This window comes from Paraburkholderia phytofirmans OLGA172, from assembly GCF_001634365.1.
In the GTDB taxonomy this organism is placed as follows: Bacteria; Pseudomonadota; Gammaproteobacteria; order Burkholderiales; family Burkholderiaceae; genus Paraburkholderia.
Map to the genome: position 1 here is coordinate 1,484,800 of NZ_CP014578.1, position 17,663 is coordinate 1,502,462.

The 17,663-nt window shown below is 55.4% G+C and carries 12 protein-coding genes; all 12 read left to right on the forward strand.

Going from position 1 to position 17,663, the window contains the following annotated elements:
- Positions 1-9 precede the first annotated feature (9 nt).
- The 12 genes from astB (at position 10) to AYM40_RS06450 (ending at position 17,633) form a co-directional block, all read left to right on the forward strand.
- On the forward strand, positions 10-1,350 hold the full coding sequence (astB, locus tag AYM40_RS06405; protein ID WP_063495490.1) for an N-succinylarginine dihydrolase: 1,341 nt from the start codon (positions 10-12) through the stop codon (positions 1,348-1,350).
- A complete protein-coding gene (gene astE / locus AYM40_RS06410) occupies positions 1,334-2,392 on the forward strand; it encodes a succinylglutamate desuccinylase (protein ID WP_236720903.1) in 1,059 nt (352 codons plus the stop codon). The genes astB and astE overlap by 17 nt, the downstream gene beginning before the upstream one ends.
- A 270-nt stretch (positions 2,393-2,662) precedes the next feature.
- Complete coding sequence (locus AYM40_RS06420) at positions 2,663-3,463, forward strand: ABC transporter substrate-binding protein (RefSeq protein ID WP_063495492.1); 801 nt, start codon at positions 2,663-2,665, stop codon at positions 3,461-3,463.
- Positions 3,464-3,782: 319 nt separating this feature from the next.
- Entirely contained in the window at positions 3,783-5,171 is a 1,389-nt protein-coding gene (locus AYM40_RS06425) for an EAL and HDOD domain-containing protein (protein WP_063495493.1), read from the forward strand.
- A gap of 340 nt (positions 5,172-5,511) precedes the next feature.
- On the forward strand, positions 5,512-6,591 hold the full coding sequence (locus AYM40_RS06430; RefSeq protein ID WP_063495494.1) for a hypothetical protein: 1,080 nt from the start codon (positions 5,512-5,514) through the stop codon (positions 6,589-6,591).
- A 745-nt stretch (positions 6,592-7,336) separates the two neighbouring features.
- Complete coding sequence (locus AYM40_RS39955) at positions 7,337-7,675, forward strand: hypothetical protein (protein WP_148662113.1); 339 nt, start codon at positions 7,337-7,339, stop codon at positions 7,673-7,675.
- Positions 7,676-7,761: 86 nt separating this feature from the next.
- A complete protein-coding gene (locus tag AYM40_RS06440) occupies positions 7,762-8,118 on the forward strand; it encodes a hypothetical protein (protein WP_063495496.1) in 357 nt (118 codons plus the stop codon).
- Positions 8,119-9,139: 1,021 nt separating this feature from the next.
- Positions 9,140-9,640 (forward strand): hypothetical protein, encoded by a 501-nt coding sequence (locus AYM40_RS39965; protein ID WP_148662115.1) that lies wholly within the window; start codon positions 9,140-9,142, stop codon positions 9,638-9,640.
- 655 nt (positions 9,641-10,295) lie between these two features.
- Entirely contained in the window at positions 10,296-10,805 is a 510-nt protein-coding gene (locus AYM40_RS39970) for a DUF5625 family protein (protein WP_148662116.1), read from the forward strand.
- 211 nt (positions 10,806-11,016) lie between these two features.
- Positions 11,017-11,565 (forward strand): DUF5625 family protein, encoded by a 549-nt coding sequence (locus AYM40_RS39975; RefSeq protein WP_148662117.1) that lies wholly within the window; start codon positions 11,017-11,019, stop codon positions 11,563-11,565.
- 834 nt (positions 11,566-12,399) lie between these two features.
- Positions 12,400-14,058: a group II intron reverse transcriptase/maturase gene (gene ltrA / locus AYM40_RS06445; RefSeq protein ID WP_063495150.1), complete on the forward strand. Its 1,659-nt coding sequence runs from the start codon at positions 12,400-12,402 to the stop codon at positions 14,056-14,058.
- Positions 14,059-14,138: 80 nt separating this feature from the next.
- Positions 14,139-17,633 (forward strand): calcium-binding protein, encoded by a 3,495-nt coding sequence (locus AYM40_RS06450; RefSeq protein WP_158515245.1) that lies wholly within the window; start codon positions 14,139-14,141, stop codon positions 17,631-17,633.
- Positions 17,634-17,663 lie beyond the last annotated feature (30 nt).

Sequence of the window (17,663 nt, forward strand, 5' to 3'; positions counted from 1 at the left end):
GGATCGACGATGCAAGCCACTGAAGCCAATTTCGACGGTCTCGTCGGCCCGACCCACAATTACGCAGGGCTCTCGTTCGGCAACGTCGCGTCGCAGAACAACGAGAAGTCGGTTGCCAACCCCAAAGCGGCTGCCAAGCAAGGCCTGCGCAAGATGAAGCAGTTGGCCGATCTCGGCTTTCATCAAGGCGTGTTGCCGCCGCAGGAGCGTCCTTCGATGCGCCTCTTGCGCGAGCTCGGTTTTTCGGGCGACGACGCGACGGTGATCGCACGCGTCGCCAAAGACGCGCCCGAGTTGCTGGCCGCGGCGAGTTCGGCTTCGGCGATGTGGACCGCGAACGCGGCGACGGTGAGCCCCTCGGCCGACACGCACGACGGCCGCGTGCATTTCACGCCGGCCAATCTGTGCAGCAAGCTGCATCGCGCGATCGAACATGAATCGACACGCCGCACCTTGCGCGCGATTTTCAGCGACGCCGACCGTTTCGCGGTGCATGAGGCACTCCCCGGCACACCGGCACTCGGCGACGAAGGCGCGGCGAATCACACGCGTTTTTGCTCGGAATACGGCACACGTGGCGTCGAATTCTTCGTGTATGGCCGCAGCGAATATCGCCGCGGACCGGAGCCGAAGCGTTTTCCCGCGCGTCAGACCTTTGAGGCGAGCCGCGCGGTCGCGCATCGTCACGGTCTGGCAGAAGCAGCCACAGTGTACGCACAGCAGAATCCCGACGTGATCGACGCGGGCGTGTTCCATAACGACGTGATCGCGGTCGGCAATCGCAATACGCTGTTCTGTCATCAACTGGCGTTTGTCGAACAGAATGCGGTGTATGACGAACTGCGCAGCAAACTCTCCGGGCTGAAGGCCGAGTTCAACGTGATCGAAGTGCCCGACGCGCAGGTGAGCGTGGCCGACGCGGTCACGTCGTACCTGTTCAACAGCCAGTTGCTGACGCGCCCGGACGGCAAACAGGTGCTGGTGGTGCCGCAGGAATGCCGCGAGAATGCGCGCGTGGGCGCCTATCTGGACGAGCTGACCGCGCACACCGGTCCGATCGACGACGTGCTCGTGTTCGATCTGCGCGAAAGCATGAAGAACGGCGGCGGTCCGGCATGTCTGCGTCTGCGCGTGGTGTTGAACGATGCGGAGCGCGCGGCGGTGACGCCTGGCGTGTGGATCAACGACAAGCTGTTCGGCCGCCTCGATACGTGGATCGAAAAGCACTATCGCGATCGTCTCGCACCGACCGATCTGACCGATCCGCAACTGCTCGCCGAGTCGCGCACTGCGCTCGACGAACTGACGCAGATTCTCGGTCTGGGTTCGCTGTATGACTTCCAGCGCTGAACGCGGCATGCCGGTTCCGATGCTCGACGATTTCCTTGCCTACACGTTGGCGGGGACGCAGCCTGGCGCGCAGGAAACGCAGGGTGTGTGCGCCAACGGCGGCGTGCGCTGGTCGTGGCTCGATGATGGTGTGCTGCTCATGGAGCCCGCGGTGCGGGATGAAGGCACTCGCAGCGTGCTCGTCTCTGCCGGCGTGCATGGCGATGAAACCGCGCCAATTGAACTGCTGTCGTATCTGGTGCGCGATATCGCGCTAGGCGATGCCGCGCTGACGTGCCGCTTGCTGGTGATTCTCGGCAACGTCGACGCCATGCGCGACGCGTGCCGCTATCGCGACGACGATCTGAACCGGCTCTTCAGCGGCCGTCATACGCAAGTGCCGCACAGCCACGAAGCGCCACGTGCGGCGGCGTTGGAGCGTGCGGCAATGCTGTTCTTTGCCGCGGCATCGCAAGCGCCCGGCGCCCGTTGGCACGTCGACATGCATACGGCGATCCGCCCCTCGGCTTTCGAGCAATTCGCCTTGTTGCCGCATACCGGCAAGCCGTTTTCGCGTGCAATGTTCGAGTGGCTCGGCGCAGCGCGCATTAGCGCGGTCCTGTTGCACACCACCAAGGGCAATACGTACTCGCACTTCACCGCACAGGCATGTGGTGCCGAAGCCTGTACCCTCGAACTCGGCAAGGTGCGCCCGTTCGGTCAGAACGATCTGACGCGTTTCGCCGGGGCGGACGAAGCGCTGCGCCATCTGCTAGCCGGTACAACGAACGGCAGCGTGCCCGCGGCGATGCCGCGCGTGTTCACCGTGATCGATCAGCTCACCAAGCAAAGCGATGCGTTCGAATTGCTGGTTGCCGCCGATGTGCCGAATTTCACGCCCTTTGTGAAGGACACCCTGCTCGCACGCGATGGCGAGTATCGCTATACCGTGCGTCATGACGAAGAGCGCCTCGTGTTTCCCAACGCGACGGTCAAGCCGGGTTTGCGCGCGGGTCTGCTGGTGGTGGAGACCACCCAGGAGACGCTCTCGAAGCTCGTTTAGCCGCACGCCGCTTCACATCCTTCACGCATCTCCTCTTGCCTGAACGCGACACGAATTTGCACCTTCGCCGTGCATCTGCGCAGGGTCGCGTGAAGGGCATTCTTTCCCCCGCCCGCCAGGCGTGCTTTGCCAGGCCTGTACAATCCCGCGCTCGCGGCTGTTGCGCCGCACCACACTGTCCGCATGAGTTTGAATCGCATTTTTGGCGCGGCAATCATGCTGGCCCGGATTCGGCTCCGTCTTATTCAATACCGTAGAGGAACACCCGCAATGAAAATGAATTGGCGAAACATGGCAGTACTCGCGCTGTTCGCGACGGCAACGGCAACGGTAACGGCAGGCACCGCCTCGGCCGCAGATATCAAGGAAGTGCGTTTCGGCGTCGAGGCGTCGTATGCGCCGTTCGAATCGAAGTCGCCGTCGGGCGAGCTGCAAGGTTTCGATATCGACGTCGGCAATGCCGTGTGTGCAAAGCTCAAAGCGAAGTGCGTGTGGGTCGAGAATTCGTTTGACGGCCTGATTCCGGCATTGGAAGCGCGCAAGTTCAACACGATCAACTCGGACATGACGATCACGGACCAGCGCCGCCAGGCCATCGAATTCACCGATCCGATCTACACGATCCCGAATCAGATGATCGCGAAGAAGGGCAGTGGTTTGCTGCCTACGCCGGCCTCGCTCAAGGGTAAGCACGTCGGCGTGCTGCAAGGCACGATTCAGGAAACGTATGCGAAGGCGCGCTGGGCGCCGGCGGGTGTCGACGTCGTGCCGTATCAGACGCAGGACCAGATTTACGCCGACCTCGCGTCGGGCCGTCTGGACGCCGCGTTCCAGGACGCGGAAGCGGCATCGAAGGGCTTCCTGAAGAAGCCGCAAGGCGCAGGCTTCGAATTCGCCGGGCCGGCCGTCACCGACGAGAAGCTGCTCGGCGCGGGCGTGGGTTTCGGCATCCGCAAGGGCGACAAAGCGTTGAAGGACGCGTTGAACCAGGCGCTCAAGGAACTGAAGGCGGACGGCACGATCGACCGCTTCGCAGCCAGGTACTTCGACGTGAAGGTGGTGTTGAAGTAAGGCGTGGTGTGTCTTGCCTGATTGGTTTTGCTTGATGCAAACGGCCGCTGACGCGGCCGTTTGCAATTTGGGCGGCGTGCCGTCCACGTGCGGAATCACCTTCAGCCGGAAGTTCAGCGCTTCCAGACCTTCCGCGGGACGGGCATCCAATTATTTCGAGATATTGCGCCGCCGACATGTCGGCGCGCGGCGGCCTGCGCTAGAATCGTCGGGCTCACCGCAGGTGCAAAGGGCCTCAGGCCTTGGATGCGCACGAATGGTGCAGCGAAAACCAAAATACTGCAGGAAGCGCCTGGGCGGCGCGTAGCGGGGAACCGGAATGACCACCATCGCAATCGAGAATCCGAGGCAGACGAGTGCTTCGGACGATGCGCCACTGAATGCCAGCTTCGCGCGTCAGCCGATTCTGAATCGTGACGGAATGCTGTGCGGCTATGAAATCAAAGTGCGCGCACCGGATTTGCCTGCGGGCGCCGAACCTGGCGCGGGCGCAGCATCGGCCGCAGATTTGGCCGCTGATTCGGCTGTGGATGCCGATGCCTTGCCGGGCCGCGCGCCCGAGCCGGCACAGCGCGTGGCGCGAGCCGTGATTCGCGGTTTGATGCAGGGCATTGTGCGCGGAGCGCTCACCGGCCATCCCGCTTACGTCGATGTAAACCGCGAGATGCTGTTCGACGATTCGATCCTGCATCTGCCGGCTGACCGTTTCATGTTCGAATTGCCGCCGTCGATCGAGGCCGACGATGCGCTAGTTGCCCGTATCGTTCAATTGCACGGGCGGCGCTATCGTTTCGTACTCGACGAAGTAACGCAGCCCAATGAAACGTTTGCGAAGCTGCTGCCCTTTGCGGAAGTCGTCAAGATCGATTTCACTCGCGCGCCGAAAGCGCTGTTACCCAAATTGACGAGCGTGCTCAAGTCAGCGGGCAAGCTGCTGATCGCGCTGGGTCTCGATGCGCCGGCCGATCTTGAAGCGGCGCATGATCTCGGCTTCGACCGTTTTCAGGGCTACTTCTTCGCGCGTCCGCAGACCTCGGCGACGCGGCGCGTCAGTGCGCCGCGGCATGCATTGCTGAATCTGTTGCAGCTGTTGTCGGGCGACCCGACTGTCGCGCAACTCGAAGCTGAGCTCAAGCTGAATCCGGTGCTGGTCATGCATCTGATGAAGCTCGCGAATTCGAGCGGCCTCGCAGTCGGCCACAAGGTTACAACGCTGCGCGAAGCGATCAACGCGACCGGCACGAATCGGATCGCGCGCTGGACGCAACTGCTGCTGTATGCGGACGGCCGCAAGGTTGCGCTCGAGGACGATCCTCTGCTGCAACTGGCGGCGACCCGGGCGCGTTTCATGGAACTGGCGATTGAACGCTTGCCTGAAGCCGGCCGTGACGAAGCCGATGCGGCGTTTCTGACCGGCGTGTTTTCGTTTGTCGATGCGGTGTTCGGCGGCTCGCTCGAAAGCACGTTGAATGTGCTGACGCTATCGCGGCCGATTCAGGCCGGCATCTTGCATCGGCAAGGCGTGCTGGGGTTGCTGCTGACGGCGATCGAAGCGCTCGAGCGCGGGGCGTGGGACGAGATCGGTGCCTTGTGCGCGCGCTTGCAGCCGTTGACAGTGGAAGAGATCGCGGAGTTGGGGTTGGAGGCGGGGGCTTGGGCTGGGGTGGGGGATCGGAGTGCGGAGGGGTTGGAGCGGATTGAGGATTGAGGGGGTGTCGGTTGGCGAGTTGCTGGCTGATGTGCGTTGAACCACGGGTGCGAATGTCGCGGCGCAAATGGATGTGGTCTTTTCCCCCGATGTCAATTGAGAGGCACAGGCGGTTTATTTCAAAACGGCGAAGCACGGCTTCGCCGTTTTTGCGTTTACCGGCTACCTACTTGAACGAGCTTTGCCGTGCTATGCCTGAAGTCGCTGTCGCCCGCTTGAATTCTGACACCACCATCAGAAGTGGCCGATAGCGCGCCTTGGTCTGATGCGATAGATTCTGGGCCAATTCTTTCGATTTGAAAGAATTGGTTGCCATCACTTTGACACTTCTATCGCATTCATGGCTGCTTCTGTCGACTATAACGGCGCTGCTGACGCTTTCCAGATAACGTTTTCGACCGGCTATCGGGTCAGATTTTTCATCGTCAATCTTCTTTTGTTGGTCTTGGCGCTGTTTGTACTGATCGCGACGCTTATCGTGGCGATAAGAGGCGGCGGACTATTTGGCGCTCGCTGGTTCTGGTTGCCTGCCGCGCTCGGCGTGGGTGCGCTTGTTCTTCGCAGGATCTTGATCGCTGGTCTAACGGCGCCGCCGATCATCATCGATCGTTCTGGCAATGTTCGCCGCGGCTTCCAGCACGTGCAATTCAGAGACCGGCCCGCTGCGATTCTCACGGGGCCTGCGGCAGAGCCTGATAAACCGATTGGCTTCCAGCGCCGTGGGGTGAGGCTCAATTCATCGATCACTCTGGTTGGACCATACGGAGCGCGCTTTGTCATCTATACGGCGAAGAATGTTCACACTGTCCGCCATATCTTTGGTGGCGTTCGTGAATGGACGGGCGCCACAAACCGCGTTGTGCCACAAACGAGTGTGCCGGCAGGACGCCCATTGCTGTTCGGACTAGTCGCAGTGGGGATTGTGTCGATTGTCGGCTTACTTGTGCTCGTTTCCGATTACCTGCTTTTTTACCCCGCTTACATAGGTGTCTGGGCACTCGGCGCCAGCGTATTAGCGACTGCGTGCTTGATTCAGTTTGCGGTGATAGTGAGGCGTCGCAACTGGCCGGTCCAAGCGTTGAGAGTGCCACGTGTTCTGCGAGCGGCACATACGCTACTTGCGGGGCTGTCCATCTCCTGCTTCGCTGCAATGTTCTTTCACCTCGCTAACCTGATCGAGTTTCGCTGGACGCCGGGGCAGCTACGCACTGTCCAGACCTTCGTTTTGCGGACAAAAACATCGACGAGAGGATGCGGAAACCCGGTGTACCTGCTGGAGCCGACACTCAAGCGCGAAATCCGTTTCTGCGGCACCAGTTCGCGGAACGATTGGCAGGCAGGGCAGCGGGTGGAGATCGACGAATACGTCAATAAGTTTGGTGTGCGGCTGATTGGCATGCGGGCTTTGAATGTTGAGTAGAGAGCGGCTGGGATGGGAGTGGCGAAGGGTGCCTTTCCAAAACTGGCGCCTCGCGAAAGAGGCGCAATGGACTTTTTAGTTTGGTTCTTCGTCGACGTACTTTGTTGGGGTGTCGGGGCGGTTGGGTTGAAGATCTTATCTTTTGGAAAACTAAGGGTTTCCAGGTTGGAGCCAGACTGGGTTGCCGGATTTGGAGCTGTCGCTATAACCGTTACGTTAGCTTCCGTGATTTATATGATCAAAGGGGAGTGATCTGCAAATTGCAAGTCGCATCAAATGTCGGGTTGAGCGGCGTGGGCATCTTGACTCCGTACCACGCGCGTACATGGGGAAATAGGATTTCGCTATGTCATCCCGTTGTGGGTATTGCGGTTGGTGGAGGGTAAGTATGTTGATGAGCGACTCCTCAGTACGAGCATAACCTGGTGCGCGGGGTAATCGACGCGAATCTGCGGATAAGTGCCAGGCGAGGTTGCGTGATTTTTACGTTGTATTGCCGGTTGGCTGTTTTTTGCGAAAAATTGAGAGGTCAATGTGAATGGGTGTGCTGAAGTCGACGTTTCGAGAAGAAAATTAATTGTTGGGGTGGTTGCATTTGGGTTTGTTGTTGGTTGCAAAAAAGAAAGTGAGTTGAAAAGCACGCCGTTCTGGTTGCCATTTAATTTGGATAAATCTGGAAGTTTTTTGGAATGCGAGTTTTCCATTGAAAAAAAGGGTTTCTATGACGTAAGTTTGGAGTATTTTTTTGACAAAAAAAATTCCAGGTGATCGTGACCGCGTTTGGGCGCTGGTCGGTGGGCCGGGAGGAGAAATATCAGGTGGACGTGCTAATCGAGGGGCTCCATTATTAATAAATGTCGAGCTGGATAGGGTGGCCGGCACGGGATGGGAGTCAATTTCTAATAAAAGCGTTGATAGGCCTAAGCTTTCATCATGGGGTGCAGATAAGCTTGACGCCACGCTGGTTGTAGTTGAACTCGAGCCGGGAGTCTATCGGGTAAAAGTATTGAGCATGCTGGATGCCCCGGATTTGGCGCATGTAAGAGCTCAGATTTTGGTTAGCAAAGCATATTTTGGTAAATAATCGGATAATCCATGTAATATTTGACTATTAATATCTCGAGCCCTGGGACCGAGTTGGCTGACGGGACGGTTTCCACAGTTGGGCATATGTGGTACCAGCTTCATGACGGCGATGGTATCCACTCCACCAATCCGGACAATTCGAGTGCCTACTTCGACTTTAACGGCAGCGGCAGCCGTACGAATACCGGCTGGATCAGCGCGGGCGACGGATTCCTCGTTCTCGACCGTAACCCCAACGGCACGATCGACTCAGGCGCGGAACTGTTCAGCAATTTCACACCGCGAACCGCAATGACGCGATCCGGTCGTCGCGCAGGTAACGACGCAATCGATGAAGCCAGCGACCTGTACGGCAACGACACCGATGTAGTGGAACTCAATGTGGTGAGTGCATACATATGCATCAGTAAAGCAGATTTAGTCTTAATCGCGGCCTGTTAAATTAAGAATTTAAGAGAATATTCCATACTTTTATCATGTAGTTCGAGGCCACGCATCATTGGATCTATATTTTATGTAGAAATTTGTAAACCCATTATATTTCGTTTTGCTTTCATTGAAATTTTGGTGTAATTTTATGACTTCCGTGATGACCGACTGACGATTGGTGCGATATGTGTGTTGCCGAAAAGTTTTATGTGATAACGCGTGAATACTATTTTCATAAAAACGATACCGATTAACTCAGAATATGGATCCTTGCCGGAGGATCGGTGAAAATTGCTGCAGAACAATGGGCCGTTCATGGAGCTCATCCGGAAATGCGGCTATCAATTGTAAGTCGTGCCTTGTCCTTCTCAGGCTGGGATTTTTCTTGTGCGATACCGACTAACACAAGAAATACCTATAGTCCGTGCATTTGGTATCAAAGCGAATTTTCCTTTTTCTTTGTTGTTGGGGACGGCCGGTACAATTGTTTTGTATTTTTGAGTTTTGGGATCTTGCGTAATGAGTCTGAAAAATGATGGCAATAAGCATGGAAGATTTCGACAAGGCGGCTGGCTCCGAAATGCTGAAGGATGCGGCGACGTATTTTGGGACCGAAGTGTCCAGAATAGTTAATGCTCGATCTGCATGGATTATCACTCCCGAAAATTAGATGCTTTCTCAATTTGATTGCGCAGTTAAATACTGCCAATCGTAGAGAAGTAGGGCATTTTGAACCGGATTATTGATTTTTATGATTTAAATTTATTCGATTGTTCTACGTAGGATTTTTATCGGAAATGGCTTTATCGTTGCCTGTATAGATAAAGGGGTGAGAGAAATTTTATGTATTCGGTGCCCACTAATATTGCGAATTCCGGTGCGCCATTGGCTAATGGAGGGACTTCCTCTGTAGGGCATAAGTGGCATGAGCTGAGAGCGATGCGGGGTCGTCAAATAGCTATGGATTCGCTCCATCAGCGAGCCATCACGGAAAAACCGTTGCTATCGACGACACGTAATTTTCGCTGACACTATGATTTCAAAATTATTTAATTTTGCCATCCTGACGGTAGCGGTGTTTTATTACGGAAGTGGGCCGGTAAGAGTTCTTCTTTATGCGGCGCCTGAGCACAGTATGTTGACATATTCGGCTGGCATTGTTGATATAAGGAAAATATATCGAGGCGCGGAATACGTGACGTTAAGGGAGCAATCAGGGCTGCATAAATATCACTGTGGCTACTATTTATGGGGGCTGGGCGTTGGTTTTTGTCCTTTTGAAATTAGAGGGGGGGATAAAATAAATGGAAAGGATGTGGTAATCGGTTGGTATGAGCAAAGAAGCGGATTTTGGGGTGTTTCGCAAAAGCAAATATTTGAGGTCTCTGCGAATGGAGGGGCTGTATTGAGTTTCGATAGTTCGGTGAAGTACTACGAAAAACAAAATAGCAAGGCGACCTGCTCATTTCTGCTGGTGTGCATCGTGATTGGGTATTTTTTTGTGTTGAGAAGAATTTTCGTTTATAGAAAATAATCGCTCTGTTCGTTGGGTAATAAGATATGAATGTTGCAAGCATTGATCACATTGGAATTGCTATTGGGCAGTTGGCTAACGGTCAAAATGCCGTTCAGGTCGGAAGATCGATCGGGGGGCATATGAAGGGCAGGAAAGAGGAAATCTACAAGCGTCGATTGCAGTTCTGCAGTTTGTCGACGGGATTATGGGCTCAGTTGGTAAATCGCTCTTTCCGCTTGCAACCAACGCGGGCACAATTTCTTGATTCGGGCCCGTTGTTGGCGTTGCCGCACTTGTAAATGACGTCTACAGCATTGCACTGGAAGTTCCGAGCGGGAAGGTATCCACTGCTAATCTGTATGCTGCTATAGGAGATGTTTTGAGAACATAAAAGATCAGATTTTAGTTAGTAAAGCATAGTAATCAGATAGACCTATGCCATCTTTGACTATTGATGGGTATATGGCCTCGTGGATGGGGTGGGTACGTTGACGGGCTCCTGTCCAAGGTTCGAGTGTAATCAGATGTGCGCGGGTAGTTCGAGCGGATCTGGAGGCAGGTGCGAGGCGAGGTTACGTGATTTTTAAGTTGCATTGCCGGTTGGCTGGTTTTTGCGAAAAATTGAGAGGTCAATGTGAATGGATGTGCTGCAGTCGACGTTTCGAGAAGAAAATTGATTGTTGGGGTGGTCGCATTTGGTTTTGTTGTTGGTTGCAAAAAAGAAGGTGAGTTGAAAAGCACTCCGTTCTGGTTGCCATTCAATTTGGATAAATCTGGAATTTTTTTGGAATGTGAATTTTCTATCAAAAATAAAGGTTTCTATGCCGTAATTTTGGAGTATTTTTTTGACCAGAAAATTCCGGGTGACCGTGCCCGTGTTTGGGCGTTGGTCGGTGGGCCGGGTGAAGAAATAGTAGGCGGACGTACTAATCGAGGTGCTCCATTATCATTAAAAGTCGAGCTGAACAGGATGGTCGGCAAGGGGTTGGAATCCATTTCTAAGCAAAACGTTGATAGGCCGAGGCTTTCTTCTTGGGGTGCAGATACGCTTGATGCCAGGCTACTTGTACTTGAACTCGAGCCGGGACTCTATCGATTAAAGATTTTGAACATGCTGGATGCTCCAGATTTTGAGAATGTAAGAGCCAAGATTTTGGTTAGTAAAGCATATCTTGGTAAGTGATCAGATAGACCTATGCCATCTTTGACTATTGATGGGTATATGGGCTAGTGGATGGGGTGGGTACGTTGACGGGCTCCTGTCCAAGGTTCGAGTGTAATCAGATGTGCGCGGGTAGTTCGCGCGGATCTGGAGGTGGGTGCGAGGCGTGGTTACGTGATTTTTAAGTTGCATTGCCGGTTGGCTGGTTTTTGCGAAAAATTGCGAGGTCAATGTGAATGGGTGTGCTGAAGTCGACGTTTCGAGAAGAAAATTAATTGTTGGCATGGTTGCATTTGGGTTTTTTGTTGGTTGTAAAAAAGAAAGCGAGTTAAAAACCATTCCGTTCTGGTTGCCATTCAATTTGGATAAATCTGGAAGTTTTTTGGAATGTGAGTTTTCCATTGAAAAAAAAGGTTTCTATGATGTAAGTTTGGAGTATTTTTTTGACAAAAAAATTCCAGGTGACCGTGGCCGCGTTTGGGGGCTGGTCGGTGGGCCGATTGAAGAAGTAATAGGTAAACGTATTAATCGAGGAGCTCCGTTATTAATAAATGTCGAGATGGATCGGGTGGTCGACACGGGATGGGAGTCCATTTCTAATAAAAGCGTTGATAGGCCCAGGCTTTCATCTTGGGGTGCAGATACGCTTGACGCCACGCTAGTTGTAGTTGAACTCGAGCCGGGAGTCTATCGAGTAAAAGTCTTGAACATGCTGGATGCCCCGGATTTGGCGCATGTAAGAGCCCAGATTTTGGTTAGTAAAGCATATTTTGGTAAGTAATCGGATAATCCTATGCCATATTTGACTATTAATATTTCGAGCCCTGGGACCGAGTTGGCTGACGGGACGGTTTCCACAGTTGGGCATATGTGGTACCAGCTTCATGACGGCAATGGGAATTCTACGAGCTACGGTTTTGCTCCACGAAAGGAAGAGTCCGGTCAGCCTTTTTCAAAAGGTAAGGTTTACAACGACGATAGTTCGAACTATCAAACCAGGAAGTATGCAACAACGATAGAAATTAGTGACTGCGACACGAAGTTGCTTGCAGGAGCTGTTCCCGCTTCAACATGAGGGAACCGCCCGTGTCACCGGGCGAGTCTAGGAGTCTGAATAAAGAGCGACTCTGACAATGTAACGAAGCATCGCAAGATGCGGGGTATCAATCGCGAGAGGCGTACCCTTCTGGCAGCCACACGCCGGATGAGTGCTAGACAGTCGGCATGGCGAACACATGTGAATCTGCGATAAAGGTCGTTATTCTAAACAAGCGGAAGTGGCTACTGCGCTTGAGCCAAAATGGCAATGGAGGTGGGAAGAGCGTCTTCACTTATACGCTCTCGTGACCCATACGCCTCCCGGTCGACAGCAGGCGCCTAACCCGACATGCTTTCGCAAGCGGAACGTGGAAATCCCGTATCGCTCCCCTCGGGGACAGCAAGCCGCAAGGCTTGCCCATGGCGATGCGGGCGAAGGATTGAGGACAAAGCGAACGCCATCCTGTAATCGGATGGATAGGGGTTGCAACATCATCCCACGCGAAAGCGGGCAAACTTCCTCGTGGTCTCTCATCACAAGAGAGTAGGTAGAACCATCTTAACGGAAGGGAAGCAAATGGACGCAGCAACACCAGCGTGTGCGCCTTCCGGCGTGGCATGGGACGGCATCAGTTGGGCCGATGTCCAGCGTCAGGTAAGACGGCTGCAAGCGCGTATTGTGAAGTGGACACAGGCCGGCAGGCACAACAAGGTGAAAGCCTTGCAATGGCTGCTGACCCACTCGTTCAGCGGCAAGGCATTAGCCGTCAAGCGGGTGACTGAAAACAAAGGCAAGAACACCCCTGGTGTCGACAAGGTCATCTGGAAAACACCGGGGGCAAAGACCAACGCGATTGCGTCGTTGAAGAGACGGGGTTACTCGGCTCTTCCGCTTCGGAGGGTAATGATACCGAAGAAGAACGGGAAAATGAGGCCGCTCGGCATACCCGTGATGCGCTGCAGGGCGATGCAAGCATTGCATCTGCTTGCTCTGGAGCCGGTTGCGGAAACCACTGCCGACCCGAACTCGTATGGGTTCAGGCCGGAGCGCTCAACAGCCGACGCGGGGGAACAATGCTTCATCGCCCTCGCGAGAAAGACAAGCGCGCAGTGGGTGCTGGAAGCCGACATCAAGGCCTGTTACGACGAAATCAGCCATCCATGGATGGTCGCTAACATCCCCACGGACAAGGTGATCCTGCAGAAGTGGCTCAAGGCGGGATATGTGTATCAGGACGAACTCTTCCCGACCGATGCCGGGGTCCCTCAAGGGGGAATTATTTCACCGGTAGTGGCCAACATGACGTTGGATGGTCTCGAAGCGATGCTGGCAGAGAAGTTTCCGAAGGCAAAGCGGACAGGCCTGAAAATGCACATGGTGCGGTACGCGGACGACTTCATCATCACTGGCCACTCGAAAGAGTGGCTGGAGCACGAGGTCAAACCCGCGGTGGTCGCATTTCTGGCGGAACGTGGGCTCGTCCTGTCGCCGGAAAAGACCAAGGTAACGCACATCGACGAAGGGTTTGACTTCCTCGGATGGAATATCCGCAAGTACAACGGCAAGCTGTTGATGAAACCGTCGAAAGCGAACGTCAAAGCGCATCTTGACAAGATCCGGGAAGTCATCAAAGGCAACAAGACGGCCAAACAAGCAAACTTGATACGCCTGCTCAACCCGATTTTGCGGGGCTGGGCGAACTATCACCGCCATGTGGTCGCCAAGGAAACCTTTGCTCGGGTTGATACATATGTCTGGTCAATGCTGTGGCAATGGGCGGTTCGACGGCATCCAGAGAAAGGCGCCCGCTGGGTCAAAGATAAATACTTCAAAACCCAAGGCACCCGCAACTGGGTATTTGCCACAACCGAAAAACAAGAGGATGGGGGGAAGAAGGAGCTTGTCCTGCTGAAAGCGGCGGACACGCCGATACAGCGGCATGTCAAGATCAAGGCCGGGGCTAACCCGCACGACCCACAGTGGGAACCATACTTCGAGACCCGATGGGGCAAGAGGATGATGAACCTGCCAAGGGGCCGCGCGAAGCTCTACCGGGTCTGGCTGAGGCAGGATGGCCTGTGTCCGACCTGTCAGGAACCGATCGCAATAGGAACCCCTTGGGTCACCCGCTTCATTGTGAAAAGAACCGACGGTGGGTCGATTGCAGCGGGCAACATTCAACTGCACCATCCCGGTTGTCATGGAATTCAAAAGTACGCCGGAAATAAGTTGTGAAAGCGGGTGTCGAAAGATGCCTTGGCAGAGGCTTGAGCTGTATGCAGGGAAACTTGCACGTACAGTTCTTAGGGGGCTAGGTGCGGGCAACCGCGCCTGGCTACCCGGCGAGTCAGTATCAGGCGATGGAGAGATTCGGTGATGAGCCGGGCGACTATGGGTTCGATATGAACTACAACGGCCTAACCAACAGTTGCATCGACTTCACTTGGGCGGCTCTCAAAGAAGGCGGTTTGAATCCGAGTGGGTTCGAGGGCGGACTCTTGCCGACACTGAACATTATTAACGTCGAGTTCATGCGAAACACGCAGAACGGAGGATGGCTTTCGAACGTGATCAAGAATCTCGACATATTCAAGCTTCCCTTCGGAATTGGCGATTACTTCAAGTTTTTCATCCTAAGTGCCGGCATGGTCGACCCGTTGATCCTCGACATCGACGGCGACGGTATCCACACCACCAATCCGGACAATTCGAATGCCTACTTCGATTTCGACGGCAGCGGCAGCCGTACGCACACCGGCTGGATCAGTGCGGGCGACGGATTCCTTGTTCTCGACCGTAACCACAACGGCACGATCGACTCTGGCGCGGAACTGTTCAGCAACTTCACACCGCTCACAAACGGCACGCTCGCGGCGAACGGCTTTGACGCACTCCGCGAGTTCGACCTGAACAAAGATGGCGTCATCGACCACAACGACGCAATCTGGTCGTCGCTCAGAATCTGGCGCGATGCCAACGGCGACGGCACCTCACAATCGGGCGAACTGCTGAGCCTCGACGAACTCGGGATCATCTCGATCAATCTGAGTAAAGACGCCACGATCCGCACGCTCGAAAACGGCAACATGGTGCGAGGCTCCGGCTCGTTCGTGCAGATGGTCGATGGTGTGCCTGTCGAGCGGGACATGCAGGAAATCTGGTTCGGTCAGGATACGCTGCATCAGAAATTCGACACGGCGATCCCGCTGCGTGATGACGTGGTTGCAATGCCATATGTACAGGGCGCGGGCAATGTGCGTGATCTATGGCAAGCCGCGAGTCTCGATACTGCAGAGGGCGTAGCGTTGCGCACGCTCCTCGATCAAATAACGCAAGCAAAGACCGCTGTAGAACAGCAGGCGTTGATCGAGCCGTTGCTCAAGGCATGGGCCGCGACATCCGGCATGACGACGTCCCAGTCACTGACAGAATCTGGTAAACGCACAATCACTGGATCTGCCAACGATGTCGACTGGATTAGCCGCCTCACCGTCCTCGAAAAGATGTCCGGCACGATGCTCGGCGCCAATGCAAGCGGGACTGTCAATCTGTCGGGCACGCGCGGGCAGTATGTGTCGAAGGCGTGGTCGACGCTGGTCGAGTCGGTCTACAAAGCTATCGCGATGCAGACGGTCTGGATGCCGTATCTCGACGCGATTGGGTACGACGTCAATGAGGCAGGTCAAGTCCACGCCGACTTCAACGGCATGATGTCGAAGCTGAAAGCGGCGGAAAGCGTGATCGGCGCAACGGATGTCGCGTTCATACTGGCCGGACTGACGAGAGCATTTGGTGTGAACTGGTTGCTGCAAGGGTTCGACGTTGGCGTGGAACTCCGCACCTATGTCGAGGCACATCAGAGCGACGCGATGCGCGAAGTGCTTGGTCAACTGGGCGTCGTGTTCGGCGATGGCACACTGAACGGTAAGTCCACTGGCTCGTCGGGCAGCATCCTCATCGGGTTCACGGGTAAGGACGTGCTAAACGGCGGTGACGGCGACGACATCCTGCTGGGCGGCGACGGCAACGATACGCTTTACGGTGGCGCTGGCGATGACGTGCTTGATGGCGGCGCAGGTGATGACCTGTTGGTCGGCGGTACGGGCAGCGACACCTATCTGTTTGGACGGCGCTCGGGTAACGACACGATCGATGAGGTGTATGACCTGTACGGCAACGATACCGATGTGGTTCTATTCGATGCGGATATCCGCCCGCAGGATGTCACGGTGCGCCGCGACGGTCAGGGTTACGATCTGTTGCTGACCATCTCGGGTACGAACAACGTGCTGCGCGTCAAGACTCAGTTCTTCCAGTCTGGCGGTAGTTCGGTTTTCGGCTACGGCATCGAACAGTTCAAATTCGCGGACGGCACGATCTGGACCAAGCAGGACGTCGCCCTGATGGCATTGCAGGGCACGCCGGGCAACGACGTTCTGGTTGGCTACAACGGCGACGACGTACTCGATGGCGGCGCAGGCAACGACCTGCTGATAGGTGGCGCTGGCAGCGACACGTATCTGCTCGGCCGCCATTCCGGCAATGACACGATCGAGGAAGCGTACGACCCGAACGGCAAGGATACCGACGTCGTGCTGTTCGACGCCGACATCCGTCCGGAAGACGTTACCGTGCGTCGCGACGGTCAGGGTTATGACCTGTTGCTGACCATCTCGGGTTCGAACAACGTGCTGCGCGTCAAGAGTCAGTTCTTCCAGTCTGGCGGCAGTTCGGTTTTCGGCTACGGCATCGAACAGTTCAGGTTCGCGGACGGCACGATCTGGACCAAGCAGGACGTCGCCCTGATGGCATTGCAGGGCACGCCGGGCAACGACGTTCTGGTTGGCTACAACGGCGACGACGTACTCGATGGCGGCGCAGGCAACGACCTGCTGATAGGTGGCGCTGGCAGCGACACGTATCTGTTCGGCCGCCATTCCGGCAACGACACGATCGAGGAAGCGTACGACCCGAACGGCAAGGACACTGACGTCGTGCTGTTCGACGCGGACATCAAACCAGGCGACGTCACCGTGCGTCGCGACGGTCAGGGTTATGATCTGTTGCTGACCATCTCGTGTTCGAACAATGTGCTGCGCGTCAAGAGTCAGTTTTTCCAGTCTGGCGGCAGTTCGGTTTTCGGCTACGGCATCGAACAGTTCAGGTTCGCCGACGGCACGAACTGGACCAAGCAGGACGTCGCCCTGATGGCAATGCAAGGCACGCCGGGCAACGACGTTCTGGTTGGCTACAACGGCGACGACGTGCTTGACGGTGGCGCAGGCAACGACTTACTGATCGGGGGCACCGGCAGCGACACGTATCTGTTCGGCCGCCACTCCGGCAACGACACGATCGAGGAAGCCTACGACCCGAACGGCAAGGATACCGACGTCGTGCTGTTTGACGCGGACATCAAACCAGGTGACGTCACCGTGCGTCGCGACAGTAACAGTTCGGACCTTCTGGTCACGCTGTTGGGTTCCGGCAATGTACTGCGAGTCAAGATGCAGTTCTACGAGAGCGGTTCGACGCTGCCGTACGGAATTGAACAGTTCCGTTTCGCCGACGGCACCACATGGGATAAAGCTACGATCAACGCAAAGGCGCTAGCGGCGCAGCCTAAGCTCATGTCGTCGATGCGAACCTTCGAGCCGGATCCAATCGACACATCGGCATATATCGAAAGCAAACTCGACCTGCTGATCCAGACAATGGCGAGCATCGCGCCGCCGTCGCTATCTGACTCGGCATGGCAGCAAGGCGCAACGCAAGCGCTGACACCGCCGGTAGCGGTGAACTGTTTCTAGTCCGCTTCGCCACCATCAGGTCGCGCGACG

Coding starts and splice junctions, on each gene's coding strand:
- astB (WP_063495490.1), top strand. CDS start 10: ATGCAAGCCACTGAAGCCAATTTCGACGGTCTCGTCGGCCCGACCCAC.
- astE (WP_236720903.1), top strand. CDS start 1,334: ATGACTTCCAGCGCTGAACGCGGCATGCCGGTTCCGATGCTCGACGAT.
- AYM40_RS06430 (WP_063495494.1), top strand. CDS start 5,512: ATGGCTGCTTCTGTCGACTATAACGGCGCTGCTGACGCTTTCCAGATA.
- AYM40_RS06440 (WP_063495496.1), top strand. CDS start 7,762: ATGTGGTACCAGCTTCATGACGGCGATGGTATCCACTCCACCAATCCG.
- AYM40_RS06425 (WP_063495493.1), top strand. CDS start 3,783: ATGACCACCATCGCAATCGAGAATCCGAGGCAGACGAGTGCTTCGGAC.
- AYM40_RS06420 (WP_063495492.1), top strand. CDS start 2,663: ATGAAAATGAATTGGCGAAACATGGCAGTACTCGCGCTGTTCGCGACG.
- AYM40_RS39965 (WP_148662115.1), top strand. CDS start 9,140: ATGATTTCAAAATTATTTAATTTTGCCATCCTGACGGTAGCGGTGTTT.
- ltrA (WP_063495150.1), top strand. CDS start 12,400: ATGGACGCAGCAACACCAGCGTGTGCGCCTTCCGGCGTGGCATGGGAC.